At 72.6% G+C, this 21,039-nt stretch carries 22 protein-coding genes; 15 read left to right on the plus strand and 7 right to left on the minus strand.

Going from position 1 to position 21,039, the window contains the following annotated elements:
- Nucleotides 1–47: 47 nt before the first annotated feature.
- Nucleotides 48–1,136: a redox-regulated ATPase YchF gene (gene ychF, locus AB0P07_RS03210; RefSeq protein WP_365544292.1), complete on the plus strand. Its 1,089-nt coding sequence runs from the start codon at nt 48–50 to the stop codon at nt 1,134–1,136.
- A gap of 83 nt (nt 1,137–1,219) precedes the next feature.
- Here the strand turns inward: ychF and AB0P07_RS03215 are convergent, their stop codons facing one another.
- Genes AB0P07_RS03215 through AB0P07_RS03225 form a run of 3 tightly spaced genes read right to left on the minus strand, consistent with a single transcriptional unit; the run spans nt 1,220 to nt 2,267 of the window.
- Complete coding sequence (locus AB0P07_RS03215) at nt 1,220–1,612, minus strand: twitching motility protein PilT (RefSeq protein ID WP_365544295.1); 393 nt, start codon at nt 1,610–1,612, stop codon at nt 1,220–1,222.
- On the minus strand, nt 1,609–1,875 hold the full coding sequence (locus AB0P07_RS03220; protein WP_365544298.1) for a hypothetical protein: 267 nt from the start codon (nt 1,873–1,875) through the stop codon (nt 1,609–1,611). Before AB0P07_RS03220 ends, AB0P07_RS03215 begins: the two co-directional genes overlap by 4 nt.
- A 2-nt stretch (nt 1,876–1,877) precedes the next feature.
- Nucleotides 1,878–2,267, minus strand: coding sequence for an AAA family ATPase (locus AB0P07_RS03225; RefSeq protein WP_365544301.1), 390 nt, complete (start codon nt 2,265–2,267; stop codon nt 1,878–1,880).
- A gap of 213 nt (nt 2,268–2,480) precedes the next feature.
- Between AB0P07_RS03225 and AB0P07_RS03230 the strand changes: the two genes are divergently transcribed.
- Both AB0P07_RS03230 and AB0P07_RS03235 read left to right on the plus strand, forming a co-directional pair.
- Entirely contained in the window at nt 2,481–3,401 is a 921-nt protein-coding gene (locus AB0P07_RS03230; protein WP_365544303.1) for an MBL fold metallo-hydrolase, read from the plus strand.
- Nucleotides 3,402–3,501: 100 nt separating this feature from the next.
- Nucleotides 3,502–5,001 (plus strand): carboxylesterase family protein, encoded by a 1,500-nt coding sequence (locus AB0P07_RS03235; RefSeq protein WP_365544306.1) that lies wholly within the window; start codon nt 3,502–3,504, stop codon nt 4,999–5,001.
- A gap of 7 nt (nt 5,002–5,008) precedes the next feature.
- On the opposite strand, the gene AB0P07_RS03240 is transcribed toward AB0P07_RS03235, so the two are convergent.
- Nucleotides 5,009–5,608, minus strand: coding sequence for a TetR/AcrR family transcriptional regulator (locus AB0P07_RS03240; RefSeq protein ID WP_365544309.1), 600 nt, complete (start codon nt 5,606–5,608; stop codon nt 5,009–5,011).
- Between the two features lie 154 nt (nt 5,609–5,762).
- Between AB0P07_RS03240 and AB0P07_RS03245 the strand changes: the two genes are divergently transcribed.
- The 3 genes from AB0P07_RS03245 to AB0P07_RS03255 all read left to right on the plus strand — a co-directional run bounded on the left by AB0P07_RS03245 (nt 5,763) and on the right by AB0P07_RS03255 (nt 8,014).
- Nucleotides 5,763–6,719: an NAD(P)-dependent alcohol dehydrogenase gene (locus tag AB0P07_RS03245; protein WP_365544312.1), complete on the plus strand. Its 957-nt coding sequence runs from the start codon at nt 5,763–5,765 to the stop codon at nt 6,717–6,719.
- A gap of 448 nt (nt 6,720–7,167) precedes the next feature.
- The gene (locus tag AB0P07_RS03250; RefSeq protein ID WP_365544315.1) at nt 7,168–7,791 is read left to right on the plus strand and encodes a methyltransferase domain-containing protein; all 624 of its coding nucleotides are present in this window, start codon (nt 7,168–7,170) and stop codon (nt 7,789–7,791) included.
- Between the two features lie 40 nt (nt 7,792–7,831).
- Nucleotides 7,832–8,014 carry a hypothetical protein gene (locus AB0P07_RS03255; RefSeq protein ID WP_365544318.1) on the plus strand — a complete coding sequence of 61 codons (183 nt, stop codon included), beginning with the start codon at nt 7,832–7,834 and terminating at the stop codon, nt 8,012–8,014.
- A 113-nt stretch (nt 8,015–8,127) separates the two neighbouring features.
- Here AB0P07_RS03255 and AB0P07_RS03260 read toward each other — a convergent pair whose 3' ends face one another.
- Nucleotides 8,128–9,423 (minus strand): M14 family zinc carboxypeptidase, encoded by a 1,296-nt coding sequence (locus AB0P07_RS03260; RefSeq protein ID WP_365544321.1) that lies wholly within the window; start codon nt 9,421–9,423, stop codon nt 8,128–8,130.
- Between the two features lie 274 nt (nt 9,424–9,697).
- Here AB0P07_RS03260 and AB0P07_RS03265 point away from each other — a divergent pair, with 274 nt between their 5' ends.
- Together AB0P07_RS03265 and AB0P07_RS03270 are read left to right on the plus strand one after the other, a co-directional pair.
- Nucleotides 9,698–10,951 carry a ThiF family adenylyltransferase gene (locus tag AB0P07_RS03265; RefSeq protein WP_365544323.1) on the plus strand — a complete coding sequence of 418 codons (1,254 nt, stop codon included), beginning with the start codon at nt 9,698–9,700 and terminating at the stop codon, nt 10,949–10,951.
- 35 nt (nt 10,952–10,986) lie between these two features.
- The gene (locus tag AB0P07_RS03270; protein WP_365544546.1) at nt 10,987–12,237 is read left to right on the plus strand and encodes a hypothetical protein; all 1,251 of its coding nucleotides are present in this window, start codon (nt 10,987–10,989) and stop codon (nt 12,235–12,237) included.
- Between the two features lie 31 nt (nt 12,238–12,268).
- Here AB0P07_RS03270 and AB0P07_RS03275 read toward each other — a convergent pair whose 3' ends face one another.
- Both AB0P07_RS03275 and AB0P07_RS03280 read right to left on the minus strand, forming a co-directional pair.
- On the minus strand, nt 12,269–12,757 hold the full coding sequence (locus AB0P07_RS03275) for a DinB family protein (RefSeq protein WP_365544326.1): 489 nt from the start codon (nt 12,755–12,757) through the stop codon (nt 12,269–12,271).
- Nucleotides 12,758–12,783: 26 nt separating this feature from the next.
- Nucleotides 12,784–13,410 (minus strand): class I SAM-dependent methyltransferase, encoded by a 627-nt coding sequence (locus AB0P07_RS03280; protein ID WP_365544329.1) that lies wholly within the window; start codon nt 13,408–13,410, stop codon nt 12,784–12,786.
- 113 nt (nt 13,411–13,523) lie between these two features.
- Between AB0P07_RS03280 and AB0P07_RS03285 the strand changes: the two genes are divergently transcribed.
- The 7 genes from AB0P07_RS03285 to AB0P07_RS03315 all read left to right on the plus strand — a co-directional run bounded on the left by AB0P07_RS03285 (nt 13,524) and on the right by AB0P07_RS03315 (nt 20,917).
- A complete protein-coding gene (locus AB0P07_RS03285; protein ID WP_365544331.1) occupies nt 13,524–14,111 on the plus strand; it encodes an XRE family transcriptional regulator in 588 nt (195 codons plus the stop codon).
- Nucleotides 14,112–14,492: 381 nt separating this feature from the next.
- Entirely contained in the window at nt 14,493–15,527 is a 1,035-nt protein-coding gene (locus tag AB0P07_RS03290; RefSeq protein ID WP_365544333.1) for a DUF4190 domain-containing protein, read from the plus strand.
- A 147-nt stretch (nt 15,528–15,674) separates the two neighbouring features.
- Nucleotides 15,675–16,427 (plus strand): GntR family transcriptional regulator, encoded by a 753-nt coding sequence (locus tag AB0P07_RS03295; protein ID WP_007444326.1) that lies wholly within the window; start codon nt 15,675–15,677, stop codon nt 16,425–16,427.
- Nucleotides 16,428–16,830: 403 nt separating this feature from the next.
- A complete protein-coding gene (locus AB0P07_RS03300; RefSeq protein WP_125628989.1) occupies nt 16,831–17,022 on the plus strand; it encodes an SPOR domain-containing protein in 192 nt (63 codons plus the stop codon).
- Nucleotides 17,023–17,064: 42 nt separating this feature from the next.
- A complete protein-coding gene (locus AB0P07_RS03305) occupies nt 17,065–17,499 on the plus strand; it encodes a (deoxy)nucleoside triphosphate pyrophosphohydrolase (RefSeq protein WP_365544337.1) in 435 nt (144 codons plus the stop codon).
- 38 nt (nt 17,500–17,537) lie between these two features.
- Entirely contained in the window at nt 17,538–17,969 is a 432-nt protein-coding gene (locus AB0P07_RS03310) for an ATP-binding protein (RefSeq protein ID WP_365544340.1), read from the plus strand.
- Between the two features lie 299 nt (nt 17,970–18,268).
- Nucleotides 18,269–20,917: a SpoIIE family protein phosphatase gene (locus tag AB0P07_RS03315; RefSeq protein ID WP_365544343.1), complete on the plus strand. Its 2,649-nt coding sequence runs from the start codon at nt 18,269–18,271 to the stop codon at nt 20,915–20,917.
- Nucleotides 20,918–21,039: the final 122 nt, after the last annotated feature.

Consider the following 21,039-nt stretch of genomic DNA (forward strand, 5'->3'; position numbering starts at 1 on the left):
CCTGGCCTGCCCCACCCCTCCGCATCTCACGTACGGGAAGTCGCAACGTGTCGCTCACGATCGGAATCGTCGGTCTGCCGAATGTCGGCAAGTCGACCCTGTTCAACGCCCTGACCAAGAACGACGTGCTCGCGGCCAACTACCCGTTCGCCACGATCGAGCCCAACGTCGGCGTCGTGGGCGTCCCGGACCCCCGGCTGGCGAAACTGGCCGAGATCTTCTCCTCCGAGAAGATCCTCCCGGCCACGGTCGACTTCGTCGACATCGCGGGCATCGTGCGCGGCGCGAGCGAGGGCGAGGGCCTGGGCAACAAGTTCCTGGCCAACATCCGCGAGTCCGACGCGATCTGCCAGGTCATCCGCGCCTTCAAGGACGAGAACGTCGTGCACGTCGACGGCGAGGTCTCGCCGAAGGACGACATCGAGACGATCAACACCGAGCTGATCCTCGCCGACCTCCAGACCATCGAGAAGGTCCTCCCGCGCCTCCAGAAGGAGTCGCGCATCAAGAAGGACATCGCGCCCAAGGTCAAGGCCGTCGAGGAGGCCAAGGAGATCCTGGAGAAGGGCGACACCCTTTTCTCCCAGGGCATCCTCCAGGGCACCGAGCGCGCGGAGCTCCTCCACGACCTGCACCTCCTCACGACGAAGCCCTTCCTCTACGTCTTCAACGTCGACGAGGACGAGCTGACCGACGACGACTTCAAGGACGAGCAGCGCGCCCTGGTCGCCCCCGCCGAGGCGATCTTCCTCAACGCCAAGCTGGAGGCGGACCTCGCCGAGCTGGACGAGGACGAGGCCCTCGAACTCCTCCAGTCCGTCGGCCAGGACGAGCCCGGCCTCGCCACCCTCGCCCACGTCGGCTTCCGCACCCTGGGCCTGCAGACCTACCTGACGGCCGGCCCCAAGGAATCCCGCGCCTGGACCATCAAGAAGGGCGCCACCGCCCCCGAGGCCGCCGGTGTCATCCACACCGACTTCCAGAAGGGCTTCATCAAGGCGGAGGTCATCTCCTTCGACGACCTGGTCGCCACGGGCTCGGTCGCAGAGGCCCGCGCCAAGGGCAAGGCCCGCATGGAGGGCAAGGACTACGTGATGCAGGACGGGGACGTGGTGGAGTTCCGCTTCAACGTGTGACCGTATCGCCAGAGGCGGCCTGACCTGCGAGAACGCCGGTCAGGTCGTCTTGCTGTCCGCGGGAGTCCGCAGACCTTCGGAGGTCAGACAGTGCGGATGACGGGAGCCGGCTTGACGCCCTGGGCGTCGATGAGGGCGCGGATGTCGTACGGGTCGGAGGTCCAGATGATCGCCCCGAGACTGGCAGCCATGACGACGACGGTGGCGTCGACGATGTCCGCGGTGCCGGCCTTGCCGCAGAGAATGCCCGCGGCCTTGGCGGTTTCGAAGCCCACGGATGCGACATGGCACCCCGCGAGGAACTTGCCGAGCCTGACCTGCCGGCGGGAGTCCCGCCAGGCCTGGCTGACGACCACGGAAGGCACGTGGATGTCCCTGCCGTCTTCGAGAGCCAGGCTGTGGCGAGCCCACATGCGCCGGTCGTCGTTGTCGATGGCGATCAGCGCACCGGCGTCGTACAGGTAGGGGATGTTCACGCGGTCGATGCCCCCGTGCCGCTGAGGTACTCGGCATCGGCGTCGGCCATCTCGGCGCGGGCGTGGGCGAGCTCCTCCGGCGTGAAGGCGCCGTGTTCCGCCTGCCACTCCTGGATCACCGCCCGCCCGGCCCGCAGCCGCAACTCCCGTTCGGCTGCTCCGGCGACAAGCCTGGAGAGCGGGATGCCCTCCTCCTCGGCTGCGCCGGCCAGGGCGTCCACCAGGGATTCGTCGAGAGTGATCGTCACCTTCTTGGTAGCCATACTTACACCATAGTCCGGTATGGCGGAGGTGGGGCGAGTCTCGGGCGGTGGGGGTTGCCCTCGTGGGTCCGGCCGAGGAGCCGCCGCGTCGTGGAGCTCGCCCTTGTTTCGGCGCTCCAAGGCTGTACTGGGCAGCGCACCACTGCGGACTCGCTGCCGACCGCTCGCAGCACCCGGTGGCCGGCTGCCCCGCGCGTCCGCCGTACGGCGAGGTCGAGCAGGGTGCTCTTGCCGACACCCGGTTCGCCCTCGACGACCAGCACCGCGCTGCGGGTCCGGCCGGCGGCGACGCGCCGCATGAGGTCCGCGGTCTCGGTCTCCCGGCCCAGCACGGTCGGACCGAGGTCGTAGGCCGGAATCCGGCCCGCTCGAGTGCTTCCACCGTTCGCCACAGCTGCTCCAGGAACTGGCATTTCTCCGACAGCAGCGGGACGGTGCCGCAGCCGTGGGGCGGCGGCGACGGGGCCGCCCGACACCTGTTCCGTACGGCACGGGCCGGCCCAGTACGCCGGCCCGCCGCAGCCAGGTGCAGTCACCTGACGCATACCGCCGCCCCGGCACCGCGACGCACCCTTGCGGAAGAACTGATCGAACTGGAGCGCACCATGGACACCATCACCCTGGGCGACGTCACCGTGACCCGGGTCCGGGAGTACTACGGTCCCGTCGACCTGACGCCCGAGGCGTTCGTCCCGGACAGCCCGGCTCAGGCGTGGGACACGCACCGTTCCTGGCTGGTGCCGGACTTCCTGGACGCCGAGACCCGCATCGTCAACACCGCGATCCAGACCTGGGTCCTGCGCAGCGAGGGCCGGACCATCCTGGTCGACACCGGCGTCGGCAACCACAAGGACCGGCCGTACGCACCGGTGTGGAGCCGCCTGGACACCGACTTCCTGGGCAATCTCGCCCGTGCCGGGGTGCGCCCCGAGGACGTCGACATCGTGATCAACACCCACCTGCACGTCGACCACGTCGGCTGGAACACCTACCTCGACGGGCGGACCTGGGTTCCGACCTTCCCCAATGCCACCTACCTGATGGCCAAGGCGGACTTCGACTACTGGAACCCGGCCAACGAGATCAAGACCCTGCTCGGCCGCGGCAACCAGAACGTCTTCGAGGACAGCGTCGCCCCCGTGCACGAGGCCGGTCTCACCCTGCTGTGGGAGGACAGCCACCGGATCGACGCGAACCTGCGCCTCGACCTCGCACCCGGGCACACCCCCGGCTCGTCCGTGCTGCGGCTGGAGTCCGGCTCCGACCGGGCCCTGTTCGTGGGCGACCTGATGCACAGCCCGATCCAGATCCACGAACCCGACGCCAACAGCTGCTTCTGCGAGGACCCCGCCGAAGCCCGCGCCACCCGCCACAAGCTCCTGGGCGCGGCGGTCGACAGCAACGCCCTCGTCTTCCCCGCGCACCTCGGCGGCCACGGTGCCGCCGAAGTCGTGCGTGCGGGGGACAAGTTCGCGATCAAGGGCTGGGCGCCCTTCGCCAAGTACACCGAGGCCGAGCAGGCGTGACGCCCGCGCAAGGCAGGGCGAGACGAGCACGCGAGACGGGCACGCGACGCAAACACGCGACACGGACTCGCAAGACGCACCAGTGAGAAAGACACGCGGCATGAACCAGCACCCCGGACCCGTCGTCACCACCGCGCAGGGCGCCGTCCGCGGCCTGCGCCAGGGCGACACCCGCACCTTCCTGAACATCCCGTACGCCGCCCCGCCACGCGGCACGGGCAGGTTCTCCCCGCCGCAGCCGCACGAGCCGTGGGACGGCGTACGGGACGCGACCGTCCCGGGACCCAACGCCCCGCAGGCCGCGCGCAGGCTCGGCGACATCGACATGACCCCCTACTTCGGCACCGGCTGGAGCCGCGGCGAGGACTACCTCACCGTCAACGTCTTCGCGCCCGCCGCCGGAGGTGACGCAGGTGACGCCCTGCCGGTCATGGTGTTCGTCCACGGCGGCGGTTTCGTCGCCGGATCGACGCGGGCCGCCCTGTACGACGGTTCCGCGTTCGCCCGTGACGGGGTCGTCCTCGTCACCCTCAACTACCGGCTCGGGATCGCCGGGTTCCTCGACGTCCCCGGGGCGCCCGCCAACCGCGGTCTGCTCGACGTCGTCGCCGCGCTGCGCTGGGTCCGGGAGAACATCTCCGCCTTCGGTGGCGACCCGCGCAACGTCACCCTCTTCGGCCAGTCGGCCGGGGCGACCATCGTCGGGGGCGTCCTCGCCACCCCCGAGGCCGCCGGGCTGTTCCGCCGGGCGATCGTGCAGAGCGGCAGCGGCCTGGGCGCGTTCACGCCCGAGCAGGCCGCCCGGGTCACCCGCGCAGCGGCCGGGGCCCTGGGCATCGAGCCCCACGTGGACGCCTTCGGCGGCATCCCGGACGAGCGGCTCGTCGAGGCGGCGGCCGGGCTGACGGGCATCGACCTGCGGACCGCGACCCACGGCGACCCGCTGATCGGCCTCAGCCCCTTCAGCCTGGTCCTGGACACCCAGCCCGCCGCGTCCGTCGCCGCCGGTCGCGCCGCCGACGTCGACCTGCTCATCGGCACCAACGCCGAGGAGGGCAACCTCTACCTGGTCCCGGTGGGCAAGTACGCCACCTCGACCGCCGCCGACGTCGACGAGGCCGCCGCACGCTCGCACCCCGATCCCGCGCGGCTCGTCGAGACCTACCGCGCGGCTCGTCCCGGGGCGTCCTTCGCGGAACTGCGCTCCGCCATCACGGGCGACGCCCTGTTCGGCGCGGGCAGCCGCGCTCTGGCCGACGCCCATGCCGCCCATCCGCGGTCCGCCACCTACGCCTACCGGTTCGCCTGGCGCTCCCGCGCCCTGGACGGAGAACTGGGCGCCACCCACGGGGTCGAACTGCCCTTCGTGTTCGACCTCGCGGACCGGCCGGAGCTCCACGGCACGGGCGCCCTGCTCGGCCCCGACGAGGCCCCCGCGGACCTCGCCGGCCGCGTCCACGAGACCTGGATCCGGTTCGCCCGAACCGGCGACCCCGGCTGGGACCCGTACGACACCGACCGGCGGGCCACGATGTGCATCGACGCCGAGTGGACGCGGGTCGACGACCCCCGGGGCCGGGAACGGCGGGCCTGGAGCTGAACGCGGGTCAGCCGTGGGGGCCGTGTCCGGGTACGCCCAGGCCCTCGACGGCGATGCCCATGAGCCGGGTGGCGTGCTGCGCGGCGTCCGGGGTGTGCTCGGCCGCGAGGGACACCGCGTTGGCGAGGGAGACCAGTTCGACGACGGTCACGTCGTCGCGGACGGTTCCGTCGTGCTGGGCGCGGGCCAGGAGGTCGCCGCCCGCGTCCATCAGCAGTTGCTCGCAGCGCGAGTCCGGCGAAGACGACTCGGTCGTGCCCGTTGCCCGCAGCAGGGCACGGGCGGCGCCGCGCGTCACGGCGCCGAAGACCGCCAGGGACGTCAGCCATCTCGCCAGGGCGGTCGCGGGCGGGTACGCGCGCGCCAGGGACCGGGCCTCGCCGCAGAGCTGCGCCACGCGCTCCTGGAAGACGGCCTGGAGCAGGCCCCACCGGGACGGGAAGTGGCGGTGCAGCGTGGCGGAGCCGACGCCGGCCCGCCGTGCGATCTCCTCCAGCGAGGCGTCGGCTCCGCGCCGGGCGACTTCGGCCGCGGCGGCCTCGAGGATCCGATCGTAGTTGCGGCGTGCGTCCGCGCGTTTGGGCGGGCCCGGATTCTCCCTGCTCACGCTTGTGGTCTCCTTCCTCGCCGGCAAAGCGGGGTGCCACCCCATTCTCGCACCGTCGTCGGGGTCCGCCGTTTGACAACAAGTGGGGGGTGCCCCCATATTCAAAAAACGGAGGAGTACCCCGTTTCTGTCCACGACACCAGGAGACGAAGGCATGCGCGCCGTACAGTTCGACCGATTTGGCCCGCCCGACGTTCTGCGTGTCGACGACGTCCCCGCGCCCCGGCCGGGCCCCGGCGAAGTCCTCGTCGACGTGCACGCCGCGAGCGTGGACGCCGGCGAGACCGCCTTCAGGGCGGGCAAGATGCGCCGCGTGACCCGCGCCCGTTTCCCGCGCGGTCTGGGCAGCGACTTCGCCGGCCGGGTCGCGGCCGTCGGCGGCGGCGTACGCGCCTGGGGCGTCGGAGACGCGGTGTGGGGCCTCATGCCGCACCTCACCTTCGGCGCCATCGCCGACCACGTCGCCGTGCCCGAGCAGCGGCTCGCCCGCGCTCCGGAGAACCTGAGCCCGGTCGAGGCCGCCGCCCTGCCGGTGGTGGGCACCACGGCGATGACGGCCCTGATCGGCAAGGCGCGACTCCGGCCCGGGGAAAGGCTCCTGGTCCGCGGCGCCACCGGCGGCGTCGGCAGCGTCGCGGTGCAACTGGGCAAGGCACTCGGCGCGCACGTGACGGCCCTCGCCGGCGCCCGCAACCTCGACTGGATCACCCGGCTCGGCGCGGACGAGGCCGTGGACTACCGCACGACCCGGCCCGAGGACCTCGACCGCTTCGACGTGATCGTCGACGTCGTCGGCACCGACCTGGGTGCCTACCAGGCGCGGCTGGCCCCCAAAGGGCGCCTGGTCGCACTCGCCTTCGACTCGGACCGCGTCGTCTCCTCCATGCTCGGCACCGTCCTGCGGGCGGCCGTCGCTCCCCGGCGCGTCAAGATGTTCAGCAACAACCCGTCGGCCGACCGGATCGCCGACCTCACCCGGGCCGTCGAGGCGGGAACGATCCGGCCGGTGATCGACACCGTCTTCCCCGTGCACGACATCGCGGCGGTCCATCGGCGGCTCGAGTCCGGCGGTGTCCGCGGCAAGTACGTCATCGACATGCGGCTTGCCTAGGCCCCCGGGCGCTCGATCGCCTCGCAGTCGCCCCGGAATGCGGCGAGCTTCTGGACGAAGACGAAGGCCTCCATCTACGTGGCCGTTGCGGAACACCATGGAGTTCCGGTGCGACGCCTGGTGTGGTGTCAACCTGTGTGCCGAATGAGTCCTCGATCCCGCGATGCGGTGACGCGGCGCGGCGGCGAGCACGGTGTCTACGGCGTACTTGTGGCCGTGAAGGCGATGGGTGCGAAGGAGGGCGGCACGGCAACGGGGAAACCGCAGGTCCGGGCACTGTGCGAGGTTCCGCCGCAGCTCTCACCGACTGACCGCCAAGGCGCCCACGACTCGTCCGAGCGTCACCTGTGCTCAAAGGCTCTACTGCCCTGGTGCGCAGACCGCTCGCGCCGGGTACCCGGCAAAAAGGTTCGCCCGGCGGCGAACAAGGGCGCTAGCGTCCTCGGCTGTGGCTGCAGAGAACCCCAAGGACTTGGTGCGACGCGGGTATGACGCGCTTTCGCTGCGTTACGACGAGGCGTACCAGTCCGATACGAAATACCCCTCGTGGATCGCGAGCCTGAACGCGCGCCTCGTGGGCGGCAGCAGGGTGCTGGACCTGGGCTGTGGCAACGGAGTACCGGTCGTGCGTGACCTCGTGAGGGCGGGACACCACGTCACCGGCATCGACATCAGCGAGGTGCAGATCCGTCGGGCTCAGGAACTCGTGCCCGACGCCGACTTCAGCACGGCCGACGCCACGGCGGTGGACTTCCCGGATGCTTCTTTTGATGCTGTGGTGTCCCTCTACGCCTTGATCCATATCCCGCTGGAGGAACAGCTTCCGTTGCTGGGGAAAATCGCGTCGTGGCTGCGGCCCGGTGGCTGGTTTCTCTGCAGCACTGGTCAGCATGAGTGGACTGGAGTGGACGAGAACTGGCTGGACAGCGGCGTGGCCATGTGGTGGAGCCACGCGGATGCCGACACCAACCGAGCCTGGCTCACCCGGTCGGGCCTGACGGTTGAGCAAGAGGAGTTCGTCCCCGACGGGGACAGCGGGCATGCGCTGTTCTGGGCACGACGTCCGCTGTGACGCAGGGGGGACCGTGTGTTCCCCCGCCGAGTGCCTCCGTGTGACGTGGAAGAACGCGAAGGCGTGGGAACAGCGCAACGTCAGTCACGAGGGCACCACCTACCGCTGCGAGTGGCACGGCAAGCGACGGTGGGACCGTGACCGGGTGCACTTCTCCCTGCCGATCCCGGAGCACGACGATCGCGCTCTGGTCGGGATCTTCGTGGGGCACCTGGCGACCTGAAGGCGGACGGTGGCCCGGCTGTGGTCCGCGTCTACGGCAGTGGCCCGATGGAATTGCCGGAGGCTGCTGCGCCGCAGGCGCCCAACGAACTCCGAACGGGGCGCAGGGCCACCTCAGCGCCCCAGCGCGCACTCCGCCGCCGCCAGCGCCGTGTGGGTCTGGAGTTCCACCTGGGCGTGCACGGGGACCGGGCGCAAATGCAGGGACTGCTCGAACTCCGTGCACCAGGTGGTGAAGAGGCCGTCGAGTTCGTGGTGGAGGGCGGCGGCCGCCGGGTCGTCGGCCGCGTCCAGGAGGCGTAGCAGGAGGCCCGCTGCGCGCAGTGGCTGGCGGCGGGCGACGACCTCCAGGGTGCTGATTCCGGCCGTCGTCGGTGCGGGGGAGCCGGGGACCGATCCGGCCTGGTCGGCGAGGGGTTGCCAGGCGTCGGCTACCAGGTCGTACAGGTCGTCGGCCATCCACTCCAGTACGCGTCTGGGCGGGCTGTGCTCGGCCGGGGGCAGCAAGTCGCGGGCCTTGTCGAAGACGGCGGTCACCTGACGGCCGCCCTCGCGTACCAGCGCGGAGAGGTCGCGCAGGGCGCGGGCGGGGGCCGGGTGCGGGGTCCGGTCGTCGGCCGGGGCGGTGGCCCACAGGGGAACCTCGACGATCGCCGTGACGCCGCCGTACCGCTGGGGTGCGCACCAGGTGGACAGGCCGATGTTCTCGGACCCGGCCGCCAGGCGGGCGGTGCTGTCCGGTGGCGGCAGGACGTGGATGCCGGGGGCCGGGTTCTCCCAGTACAGGGCGTCGTAGGTGCCGTGCTGGACCGGGATGCCCAGGGCCGAGGCGGAGGCCGCGTAGGGGGCGGCGAGGCCGGGGAGGTCGCCGGTCAGCTGGACCCAGGTGCCGCCCGCGTCGACGTTGTGCAGGGAGCACTGGAGGACCGGACGGAGTTCGTCGATCACCGCGAACAGGGCGCGGCTTTCGGGCAGTCGCCGTCCGACGATCGGCGCCCACTCCGGCTGTTCCGCCGCGACCGGGCGGAAGGCGGCGCGGTAGTAGCGGGCCAGAGTGGGGTCGGGGCCGGCCGTGGCCGCCTCGATGCCCTCGCTGAGCGCGGCGCCGTCCGGGTCGAGGCACAGGACGATGTCCCAGGTGACGGTGTCGGGGTCGGTCGCCGGGGAGCGCCGCTCGCCGGCTGCGACCCGCTGCGCCAGCGCCAGCGCCGTCGCACCGCCCACCGGTTCGTCCGGGTGCGGCCGGGCCACCACCAGGACGTGGCGCGGCCCGTGTCCCACCGACAGCATCAGCAGCGGCCGGCCCGCCCGGGACGTGCCGATACGGCGCAGGCGGCCGGCCCCGGGGAACCGGGAGACCAGCCGTCGCGCCGCCACGGTGACTTCCGCGACCGTGGGGTAGCGGTGCATCGGTCGCGTCCGGTCAGGAGCCGCCGTTGCCGCCGCTGTCGCCGGTGGTCTCCTTCTTGTCCAGCGGACGGATCTCGATCTTGTTCGCCATGTCGTCCCCTTCCGGTGGTGACCAGGGTGATGACCGCGGTGCCGTTGTGCGGTGGTGCCGTTGCGGTCGTCGTGCTGTGGCCTGCGGGGCACCTTGTGCTCTTGTCAGCGTTCGCTCACCCGGTCACTGTTGTCAATGTCCTTTGTTGCCCGCGTAGTTGGGGATGGCGAGGTTGGCGCGAAAATGACGGTGCACGTGATGCGGCTGCCCCGGATCAAGCCGGAGCACCGCGCCTACCGGACCGTGGACGGCCACGTGCGGATCGGCAGCGTCGTCCACGGCATCGGAGCCGAGGTGCGGGACGCCGACGGCTGGGTCTGGACCCTCGTGCAGGCCATGGACGGGACGCGGAGCGCCCCGGACGTCGTCGCCGAGGTGTCCCGACGCCATCCGGAACTGCGGCTGCCGGCCCCGGACATCGCCCAGGCGATGACGGACCTCACCGACGCCGGATACGTCGAGGACGCCGGCGCCGAGCCGCCCCCCGAACTGTCCGAGCGGGAACGCGAGCGGTACAGCAGGGGCATGACCCTGCTGCGCTGGATGGACCTGCGGCCCAGGAGCAGCGCCTGGGAGCCGCAACTGCTGCTGCGCCGGGCGAGGGTTCTGCTGATCGGGGTCGGCGGCACCGGCTCGGCCGCCGCCCGGGACCTGGTGGCGTCCGGCGTGGGGCGGCTGCACTGCGTCGAACCGGACGTGGTCGAACGGTCCAACCTCAACCGGCAGACGCTCTTCCACGAGGGCGACCTCGGCAAGCCCAAGCTCGACGCGGCGCTCACCGCCCTGCGCGCGCTGAACCCGGACACCGAGGTCACCGGCGAGCGGCGCGAGGGGCGCACTCCGGCGGACCTCGAAGACCTGCTGACCGGCGCCGGCAGCCGAAGCAGCGGCACCAACAGCCCAAGCAGCCCCGACAGCCCGGCCCGCGCGCCCGGTTACGACGCACTGCTGCTCGCCGCCGACCGTCCCGCCGCGATCCGCCGGTGGGCCAACCAGGCCTGCCTGTCCACGGGTACGCCGTGGGCCGAAGCGGGCTATCGCGGGCCATTGGTCAGCGTCGGCGTCTTCACGCCCGGCCGGGGCGCGTGCTGGCAGTGCCTGCGCGACGCCGAGGTCGAACGGCGCGACCTGCGGCTGGCACCGGGAGAGGACGAGGACGTGGCTTCGCCCCGCATGCCGTGGAACCCGGCCAACGCCGTGACCGCAGGCCTGTCCGGCGGGCTGCTGGCGCACGCCGCCCTGATGCTGCTGTGCGGCGTCCCGCCCGTCGAACCCGGTTGCCGGTTCGGCCTCAACCTCATGATGCCGGGCGACCCGGTCGTGCAACGCGCACAGCGGCGCCCCGACTGCCCGGCCTGCGGTCGGGCGGAGCGCGACCCGGTACCGGACCCGGTACCGGCGGCGCGTGCCGGCTCCGGCGACCGGGGCCCCTCGTGACGGACACCGCCGCCGACGACGGACCGGGGCCCCTCGTGACGGACACCACCGCCGACGACCCTCCCCGGATCGGGCCGACGACCGGCGTCGTCCTGCACGACCTGGCGGTACGACCCGACCGCGACGAGTGGATCGTCGGCCGCATGGCCACCCGCACCTTCGTCGCACTCCCGGCGGCCGGGGCACGCGCGGTGGAACTCCTGCGCGAGGGGCGGAGCGTGACGCGCACCGAAGAGACGCTGCGTGCGGAGACCGGGGAGGAGTTCGACATCGCGGACTTCGTCGGGGACCTGACCGCGCTGGGTTTCGTGGCGCGGATCGGCGACCGTCCGGTCCCGGACGCCGAACCGCCCCGGGCGTCACTGCCGTGGCTGCGCCCCCGCCACGTCCGCCTCGCCCTGCACCCGGTGCTCCCGCTGCTCGTCGGAGCACTGCTCATGGCCGCCCTCGTCGTCCTGGTGCGCCGCCCCGACCTGCTGCCCGGCTACCGCGACCTGCTGTGGAGCCGCCACGGCAGCGTGGTCCTGCTGAGCGGGGCGGCGGTCGGCTGGGCGCTGCTGCTGGCCCACGAACTGGCGCACCTGGTCACCGCCCGGGCGGCGGGCGTGCCGGGGAAGATGCGACTGGGCACCCGGCTGCAGTTCCTCGTCATGCAGACCGACATCAGCGGCATCGAACTCGCCTCCCGCCGCCACCGGCTGACGGCCTACCTGGCCGGTATCGCCCTCAACCTGTCCGTCGCGTCGTCCCTCGTCCTGGTCCTCGCCGCGACGGAGACCGGGACGACCGCACACCGCCTGCTCGCCGCGGCCCTGCTCCTCGCCCTGCTGCCGCTGCCCTTCCAGTGCCTGGTCTTCACCCGCACCGACCTCTACTTCGTCCTCCAGGACCTCACCGGCTGCCGGGACCTGTACGGCGACGGCCTGGCGTACGCGCGGTACAGGTTCCGGCGCGCCGTGCGGCCGGTGCGCCGTGGTCCTCGTGCCGAGGCGGCGCGGGAGGACCCCAGCGCCCGGCTGCCCGCGCACGAGCGGCGGGCCGTCCGGATCTACAGCGTCGTCCTCGTGGTGGGTACGGCGGCCTGTCTGACGTTCATGGCCGCGGTCACCCTGCCCGTCGACCTCGCCCTCCTCGTGCAGGCCATGCGCGGCCTGGGACCGGAACACGGCCTGGCCGGCAACGCCGACGCGGTGACGGTGCTGGTGGTCCTCGGCGGCGTCAACGTCCTCTGGCTGGTCACCTGGTGGCGCAACCGCCGCTCACGCCGGTCCGCGAGCGCGGACTGAAGGCTGGGCACGGTACGGGGGACGGCGCGGGTCACCGCCCCGTCGTGCCGTCGATCAGCTCGCGGAGGATGTCCGCGTGACCGGCGTGCCGACCGGTCTCCTCGATCATGTGGGTGAGGGCCCAGCGGACGCTCGGGGCGGGGCGGCCCGGACGGGGCCGGGGGAGCGGGGCGCCGAGGTCGGTGCAGGTGTCGAGGACGCGGTTCGCGTCGTCGACGGCCTCGCGGTAGCGGGCGACGACCTCGGCCACGCCGTCCTGGGGCGCGGCACGGAACGTCGCCGGCCAGCTCCGCACCTCCTCCCCGAGGAAGACGGCCCGTTCGACGTGGGTCAGGTGGGTGAGCAGCCCGAGCAACTGGGTGCCGGACGGCACCGCGGCCGTGCGGACCTGTGGCTCCGGAGCACCCTCGACCTTGCCGGCGATCGAGGTCCGCAGATAGTCGAGGAACCCGCGCAGGGTCTCGGCCTCGTCGTTCCCGGTGCGGGGTGGCGGCGTGTCCCGGCGGTGGGTGGTGGACATGCTGATCTCCTTGTGGACGTGCGCCCTCAGCCCGCGCGCCGGACGAGCAGGACGTGGTCGACGACCTCGGCGGTACGCCCGCCCGGGCCGGTCGCCGTCCGGCGGGCGGCCTCGGCCCGTTCCACCCGCCACGTCGCCGGGTCGAGACCGAGACCCGCCGCCACCTCCCGCGGGGCCGGGTACCGGACGTCGGGGTCCTGGTCCCACGACCACGGCGCGGTCGAGCCGTGGTCGACGACCAGCAGCCGCCCGCCCGGGCGCAGCGCGTGCGCGGCCGCACGCAGGACCGCGGCCCGGTCCAGGTCGAACGGCGTGTGCAGGTAGTGCGCGCAGACCAGGTCGAACCGGCCCTCGGGGAACGACGCGCGCAGATCGAGCCGTAGGGCGTCCACGCGGTCGCCGAGGCCGTGGGCGCGGGCGTGCCCCGCGAGCCGTTCGGCCGCCACGCCGGAGACGTCCGCGGCCGTGACCCGCCAGCCCCGCCGGGCGAGCCACAGCGCGTCGCCGCCGCTGCCGGACCCCAGGTCCAGCGCGTCGCTGGGAGACAGGTCGCAGACCGTCTCGACGAGACGGACGTTCGGGCGCGGGGCGTCGGACGCCGGGCGGGCCGCGTACACGCCGTCCCAGAACGTGACCGCGTCGGTGGCGCTCATCGGAACTCCTTCGGTCGGGCCCGGCCGGTCGGCCGGGAGCAACGGACGCGGCCAGTCTTGGCAGCAGTCGCCGGATCCGGCACGGAAACTTGCGGTTGTGGCAAGGTGGCCCGATGGACGCCGGACCGGACGACGTGGACGACGTTCTGGACGCGGTGGGCCCCCGCCTGCGCGCGCTGCGCCGCGAGCGCGGTATCACCCTCGCCCACCTCTCGGCGGCGACCGGAGTGTCGGAGAGCACCCTGTCCCGGCTGGAGAGCGGACGGCGCAGGGCGACCCTGGAGCTGCTGCTGCCGCTCGCCCGGATCTACGACGTCCCCCTGGACGACCTCGTCGGCGCCCCGCGCACGGGCGACCCGCGCATCCACCTGAAGCCGGTCAGGCGCTTCGGGATGGTCTTCGTCCCGCTCTCCCGGCGGCCGGGCGGCACCCAGGCCTTCAAGATGATCATCCCGAGCCGTCCGGCACCCCTCGAACCGACCCCGCAGACCCACGAGGGCTCCGAGTGGCTGTACGTGCTCAGCGGCCGGCTGCGGTTGCTGGTCGGCGAGCGCGACCTGACGCTGACGCCCGGTGAGGCGGCCGAGTTCGACACGTCCCTGCCGCACTGGCTGGGCAGCGCCGACGGCGGCGCCGTGGAACTGCTCGTGCTGTTCGGTCTGCAAGGAGTGCGCGCACACGTGCGCGACCGTGGCGACTGAGGGCCCGTTCAGCCCCCGGCTGTCGCCCGGCGGCAGGCCCGCGCGTAGTCCCGGCGTCCGGGAGACCCCGCCGGGAGGTCGCCTTCGGCGGTGTCCACCTGGTCAACGCGGCGCTCGGACGGCTGTGGAAGCAGTGTCGGCACCCGACGCGACCGCACCCGGCAGGACCGCACCCGGCAGGACCGTGCCCGTGCACGACCCCCACGTCGCGACCGCGTCTACGATGCGCGAGGCCGCACTCGCCGCCGCGCCACCCTCGTGAACAGGAGCAGGCCACCCGTGTCGATACCGCCTCCGCCGGGTCCGCAAGGGCCGTACCCCCAGGGCCCGTACGCTCCGCAGTGGGGCCACCCGCCCGGGCCGTACCCCCGGCGGGCACCCGTGAACGGGCTCGCCGTCGCCGCGTTCGTGCTCGGGGTCCTGTGCTTCGTGCCGGCGGTCGGGCTCGTGCTGGGGCTGATCGCGCTGGCCGGAATCCGGGGGCGCGGCGAACGGGGCAAGGGATTCGCGGTGGCCGGATGTGTGCTGTCCTCCGTCGGGCTGGCCCTGTGGGTGCTGACGCTCTCCACGGGCGCCGCCGCCGACTTCTGGGACGGCGTCCGCGACGCCGCACGCGGCGAGGGAACCGCCTACGCCCTCGAGAGGGGCCAGTGCTTCACCACGCCGGGCGGCTCGCTGGAGGGGGTGACGTACGACGTCGACGTGGTGCCCTGCGAAGGCGCGCACGACGGCGAGGTGTTCGCCGTGTTCGACATGCCGGGCAGCGGCTCGTACCCCGGCGACCACGCGGTCACCGCGGCGGCCGACGCGCGGTGCTACGGCCTCGTGGACGGGTACGTCATGGACCCCTGGGCCCTGCCCGCCGATGTCGACGTGTACTACCTGACGCCGACCGCGCGCAGCTGGCTGTCGGGCGACCGGGAGGTCACCTGCCTGTTCGGCAGCACGGACGAAGGGGCGGGCCTGACGGGTTCGCTGCGCAACGACGGGACGACGCTCGACGCACACCAGCTCGCGTACCTGGAGGCGGCCCGCGTCCTGGACGCGGCCCTGGAGTCGACGCCGGAGAACGAGTACTTCGAGGACGAGCCGATCGCACAGCAGTCCTGGGCGGGCCGGGTGGAGAACGCGCTCACCGAGGAGATCGGGATGCTGGGCGCGCACTCCTGGCCGTCCGCGAGCGAGCGGCAGGTCACCGAGCTGGTCGCAGACCTGGAGGCGGCACGCGAGGAGTTCGCCGCGGCGGAGGTGGCCTCCGAGGCGGACGCGTTCTACGAGCACCTCTACCAGGGCTACGCGCTCATCGACGGCGACACCACGGTCACCGCCCGCGAGTCCCTCGGCCTCGACTCCACGCCGCCGGAGTACGAGGAGAGCGGTGACGGCGGAGGAGAGAGCCCCGGCAAGGAGGTGTGACAGCGGCCATAGCGGGGAGAAAGTGCCTGCGCAAAGCCCTCGGGCGACACAAGTCATCACTTCGAGTGATTCTCTGGCCTTTGCTTGCCCGGCCGAACCTACGGTTGCCACGCTGTTGCTGTCTGTACAACCTGATGGGAGCGGCCAGTGACATTCGGTGAGCAGCCGGCGTATCTGCGTGTCGCGGGTGATCTCCGCAAGAAGATCGCCGACGGCCTGCTGCCGCCCCATACCCGCCTCCCGTCCCAGGCGCGGATCCGCGAGGAGTACGGCGTCTCGGACACCGTCGCCCTGGAGGCCCGCAAGGTGCTGATGGCCGAGGGCCTCGTCGAGGGCCGCTCCGGCTCCGGCACCTATGTGCGCGAGCGGCCCGTCCCGAGACGCGTCGCCCGCTCCGGGTACCGGCCGGCCGGTGGCGCCACACCCTTCAGACAGGAGCAGGCCGACGCCGACGCGCGCGGCACCTGGGAATCGCGCAGCGAGCAGGCCGAGGCGAGCGGCGCCGTGGCCGAGCGGCTCGGCATCAAGCCCGGAGACCGGGTGATGTGTACCCGGTACGTCTTCCGGGAGGCCGGTGAGGCCGTCATGCTCTCCACCTCCTGGGAGCCGCTGGACCTGACCGGGCGCACGCCGGTGATGCTGCCCGAGGAGGGGCCGCTCGGCGGCATGGGCGTCGTCGAGCGGATGGCCGCCATCGACGTCGTCGTGGACAACGTCACCGAGGAGGTCGGCGCCCGCCCCGGCCTCGCCGAGGAGTTGCTCGCCCTGGGAGGTGTACCGGGACACGTGGTGCTGGTCGTCCAGCGCACGTTCTACGCCTCGGGGCGCGCGGTGGAGACGGCCGACGTGGTCGTCCCGGCCGACCGGTACCGGGTGGCGTACCACCTGCCCGTCAGGTAGTTCGTCAAGTAGCGCATCGGGCCCGGGAGTTCGCCCGTCCCCGCCGTGTGAGATGGCGCACGCCCGTCGTGCGCCTCCCGCGCCCCTTTCCTCCCTGCGCACACCTGCTCGCACATCCGTCGCTCCCGGGGTGCCCTTCGCACGGCGCCGGAATCCGGCCGTTCCCGCAGGTCCCTCGGTCCGACTCCGGTATGCCTGTGACCGGAGGCATCGGTGTGCGGAGACGGCGCGTTCCGCATCGTGCGCCCCCTGCGTTCTGGCTGGTTGCGTACCTCTTTGTGCAAAGTCGTATTCGCTCCGTGAAGGTTGGGCGTAGGCTCGGGCATATGCGGATTGCGGTTTCCTTGGCGGGCGGGGCGCGGCGGGTGCCGTGGACGGCGGGAACGGGAGGCGGAGGGGCGCGATGAACGACAGCACGATCACTCTTCCCTGGCTGGTCTTCCGGCAGGACGACAACGGCAATCGCTACCGCGTGGGCAGGTACGCGACCCGGGCCGAGGCCCAGAAGATCGCGGACACCCTCGACGGTCGCGGACACAAGCAGCTCTACTGGGTGGAGCGGCTCGGCGCGGCCGGCACGGGCGCGGCGGACTGATCCACCGGGGCCCCCGGCCGGAGAGGCCGTAGGCTCCGGCGCATGACGGAACGGATCGTGGTGGGCGCCGCCCTGGTCGACGAGGGGCGCCTGCTCGCCGCCCGCCGCAGCGCACCCGCAGAACTGGCCGGACGGTGGGAGTTGCCCGGCGGCAAGGTCGAGGCCGGTGAGACGCCCGAGGCGGCGCTCGTGCGCGAACTGCGCGAGGAACTCGGGGTGACGGCCGAGACCGGTGAGCGTGTCCCGGGGCAGTGGCCCCTCAGGGCGCCGTTCGTGCTCCAGGTGTGGACCGCCCGCCTGCTCCCCGGATCCGCCGCCCCCGAACCTCTCGAGGACCACGACGCCCTGCGCTGGCTGACCCCCGCCCAGGTCTGGGACGTGCCGTGGCTGGAGCAGGACGTACCGGCCGTCGAGCGGGTGCTCGCACACCTGCGGCTCCGGACGAGGGACGCGACGGGCGGTACCGCGCCCGGATAAAGGGTATGTGCCCATTAACCCCATGAAAAGGGACACCGGTGGGGTTGTCGGCCGGGGAAGTGATCGGCGTGAGCGACAACGAGGGTGACTGCGCCGAGTGGGTCTTCCCCGCGGCGCCGGACGCGGTGCGGACCGCCCGCTCCCTGGTCCGGCACACCCTGCGCGAGTGGGAACTCGACAGCGTCGTGGACATCGCCGCCCTGCTCGTCAGCGAGCTGGTCACCAACGCCCTGCGGCACGCCGCCGGACCCATCGGCGTCCGCGTGGTGCGCGGGCCTGCCGGGGTCACAGGAATCCTGCTGGTGGAGGTGTCCGACCCGCTGCCCGACCCGCCCCGCGAGCGCGTCGCCCACCCCGACGACGAGGACGGCCGGGGTCTGCAGCTGGTGGCCTCCGTCACGCGGCGCTGGGGCACCCGCCCCGGTGAGGCGGGCAAGACGGTGTGGTTCGAACTCGCCCTGCCGCACTGACGCGACCGCTTCGTGACGCACCGTTGCCATCGCGTCGACCTATGTCCTATATGGGTCGGATGCTCCCATTGCCCGGTCCCGCCACCGGTTCAGGCCGGTGGCAGTTGTGGAACTGCGTGATTCGATGCCGTGTCCGCTGGTTAGAAGACTGGAAGTGTTGTCACGGTCCGGACCGAAAACCATCGGGACCGTGCTGTGATCGTGAACACCGTGTCGTGCGGCGCCGTAGTGCTGGATACTGCGGGCAGCCGCCTCCGGTGACCGGTGCCGGACGCGGTGAGCTGGAGGGGACGGTTCGCGTGAGCGAGATACCAGCGAGGGCCGAGACGCCCACGGAGTCCACGGAGCCCGAGGGCCCGTCGCACCAGGCGCCACTCGGTGACGCGGTGTGGCAGAGCAGCCCGCCCGGCTCCATCTACGACTACATCAAGGTCGCCTCCTTCTCCATCGGCCCCGACGGGCTCGTCGACCAATGGAGCCTGCGCGCGGAGCAACTGCTCGGTATCCGGGCGGAAGACGCCGTGGGCACCGACCCGATCGAGACCTTCATCGACCCCGACCTGCGCGAGCGCGGCCAGCGCAAGATGACCGAGATCCTCGACGGCCGGGAGTGGACCGGCGTGGTCCCCTTCCGGACGCCGGACGGCTTCCGGACGCCCGACGGCTTCCGGACGCCGGACGACGGCACCGCGCCCGGGCCGCGTGCGGGCGGACGGCGCGGACAGCGCGGGCTGGCCGAGGTGTACGTCATGCCGACGCGCACCGAGGACGGGGAGAAGGCCGCCGTCTGCATCGTCGTCGACGTCCGCGTCCTGCGCAGCATCGAGACCGACCTCGCCGCCTCGCAGGCCATATTCGGCCAGTCTCCCTTCGGGTTCCTGCTGATCGACCCGGATCTGACGGTGCGCCGCGCCAACCAGCGGTTCGCCTCCATCTTCGGCGGCACCCCCGACGACCACCGCGGCAAGGGCGTCCACGACTATCTGCCGCGCGCCGAGGCCGACCGGGTCTCCGCGACCCTGCGCCGGGTCCTCGAGACCGGCGAGTCCATCACGGACATGCACGTCACGGGCTTCTTGCCGGGTTCGGAGGAACACCGCCACTGGTCCGTCAACCTCTACCGCGTGCACAGCGGTTCCGGCCGGCCCATCGGCGTGGCCTGGCTCGGCACCGACATCACCGCCCGCCGCCAGGCCGCCCGCGAGGCCGCCGCCGCCCGACGCAACCTCGCCCTCCTCAACGAGGCCGGCGCCCGCATCGGCAACTCCCTCGACCTGGAGACCACCGCCCGCGAACTCCTCGACGTCGTCGTCCCCGGCTTCTGCGACCTGGCCACCGTCGACCTCTACCAGGGCCTGCTGGTCGGCGACGAGACCCCGCCCGGCCTCGCCGACGGCAGCGCGGAACTGCGCCGCGTCGCCTTCTCCAGCGCTGTGTCCGACGCCCCGTTCCTCGGCACGGGCGAGCGGGTCAAGCTCGGCGCCGTCCACCACTACCCGTTCAACTCGCCGTGCGCGGACGCCCTGCGCACCGCCCGGCCGCGCAGCGTCCCCGCCGAGGACGGCGGCCTCGTGCAGTCCACGCTCGCCGTGCCGATGGTCGCCCACGACACGGTCGTCGGACTCGTCCAGTTCGCCCGCACCAAGGGCAGCGAGCCGTTCGGCGACCGGGACCGCGACCTCGCCGTGGAACTGGCCGCGCGCGCCGCCGTCTGCATCGACAACGCCCGCCTGTACCGGCGCGAGCACGAACGCGCGCTGATCCTGCAGCGCTCCCTGCTCCCGCCCGGCGACCCCGAGGCCTCCGGCCTCGACATCGCCTGCCGCTACCTGCCCGGCAACGCGGCCACCGGCCGGGCCAGCGAGGTCGGCGGCGACTGGTTCGACGTGATCGAACTACCCGGGCACCGCACCGCGCTGGTCGTCGGCGACGTGATGGGCCGCGGCCTGCGCGCCGCCGTCGCGATGGGCGAACTGCGCACCGCCGTACGCACCCTGGCCCAGCTCGACCTCGAACCGGCGGAGGTGCTCGGCCACCTGGACGAGATCGCCCGCGGCCTCGGCGCGCCGGGAGGCGTCCAGCAGGCCACCCGGGCCGCCCGCCGCCCCCGCGAGGCCGACCTCTCCGAGGTCTACCTGGCGACCTGCGTGTACGCCGTCTACGACTCGGTGACCCGGCGCTGCACCTTCGCCAACGCCGGCCACCTGCCACCGGTCCTGGTCGAGCCCGGCGAGTCCGCGCTGATGCTGGACGTGCCGCCCGGCCTGCCGCTCGGCGTCGGCGGGGAGCCCTTCGAGGAGGTGGAGGTCGAACTGCCCGAGGGCGCCCTGCTCGCCCTCTACACCGACGGCCTGGTCGAGAGCCGCGACCACCCCCTCGACGAGGGGCTCCAAGCCTTCGTGGGTGCCCTGACCGACCCCGCCCAGCCCCTGGAGGACGTCTGCGACCAGGTCCTCGCCACCCTCGACAGCCACCACGGCGAGGACGACATCGCGTTGCTGATGGCTCGCGTCCAGGGACTGCCCAGCGACTCCGTCGGCGACTGGACCCTGCCGCGCGAGCCGCGCAGCGTCGGCCGCGCCCGCGAGTACGCCCGCGCCCAGCTGCTCGCATGGGACATGGAGCCGCTGGTCGACACGACGGAACTGCTCGTCAGCGAACTCGTCACCAACGCGCTGCGCTACGGCGAGGGCGAGATCAGGCTCCGCCTCCTCCTCGACCGCACCCTGGTCTGCGAGGTCTGGGACTCCGGCCTGGTCCAGCCGCGCCGGCGCCGGGCCCGCGACACCGACGAGGGCGGCCGCGGCCTGCAACTGGTCGGCCTGCTCAGCGCGGCCTGGGGCTCACGCCGTACGCCGCACGGCAAGACGGTCTGGTTCGAGCTGCCCCTGCCCGGCGCCGACACCCAGCTCACCGACCCGGCGGAGGCCCTGCTGAGCCTGTTCTGACCCGGCCCGGAGTCGTACGGGTCCGGGTCCGCCGGGTACGGCGCACATGCCCGTACCCGGCCAGCAACAGGGCCGCCCCGGCCGTGACCAGGGGCGGCACCAGATCGGGGGAGATCATCCCC

The sequence above is a fragment of the Streptomyces sp. NPDC085944 genome, assembly GCF_040686295.1.
GTDB lineage: Bacteria > Actinomycetota > Actinomycetes > Streptomycetales > Streptomycetaceae > Streptomyces > Streptomyces salinarius.

Excerpts from the sequence above, each read along its gene's own strand:
- AB0P07_RS03220 (WP_365544298.1), bottom strand. The coding sequence starts at position 1,875 with ATGGCTACCAAGAAGGTGACGATCACTCTCGACGAATCCCTGGTGGAC.
- AB0P07_RS03230 (WP_365544303.1), top strand. The coding sequence starts at position 2,481 with ATGGACACCATCACCCTGGGCGACGTCACCGTGACCCGGGTCCGGGAG.
- AB0P07_RS03235 (WP_365544306.1), top strand. The coding sequence starts at position 3,502 with ATGAACCAGCACCCCGGACCCGTCGTCACCACCGCGCAGGGCGCCGTC.
- AB0P07_RS03245 (WP_365544312.1), top strand. The coding sequence starts at position 5,763 with ATGCGCGCCGTACAGTTCGACCGATTTGGCCCGCCCGACGTTCTGCGT.
- AB0P07_RS03260 (WP_365544321.1), bottom strand. The coding sequence starts at position 9,423 with ATGCACCGCTACCCCACGGTCGCGGAAGTCACCGTGGCGGCGCGACGG.
- AB0P07_RS03265 (WP_365544323.1), top strand. The coding sequence starts at position 9,698 with ATGACGGTGCACGTGATGCGGCTGCCCCGGATCAAGCCGGAGCACCGC.
- AB0P07_RS03275 (WP_365544326.1), bottom strand. The coding sequence starts at position 12,757 with ATGTCCACCACCCACCGCCGGGACACGCCGCCACCCCGCACCGGGAAC.
- AB0P07_RS03280 (WP_365544329.1), bottom strand. The coding sequence starts at position 13,410 with ATGAGCGCCACCGACGCGGTCACGTTCTGGGACGGCGTGTACGCGGCC.
- AB0P07_RS03285 (WP_365544331.1), top strand. The coding sequence starts at position 13,524 with ATGGACGCCGGACCGGACGACGTGGACGACGTTCTGGACGCGGTGGGC.
- AB0P07_RS03300 (WP_125628989.1), top strand. The coding sequence starts at position 16,831 with ATGAACGACAGCACGATCACTCTTCCCTGGCTGGTCTTCCGGCAGGAC.
- AB0P07_RS03305 (WP_365544337.1), top strand. The coding sequence starts at position 17,065 with ATGACGGAACGGATCGTGGTGGGCGCCGCCCTGGTCGACGAGGGGCGC.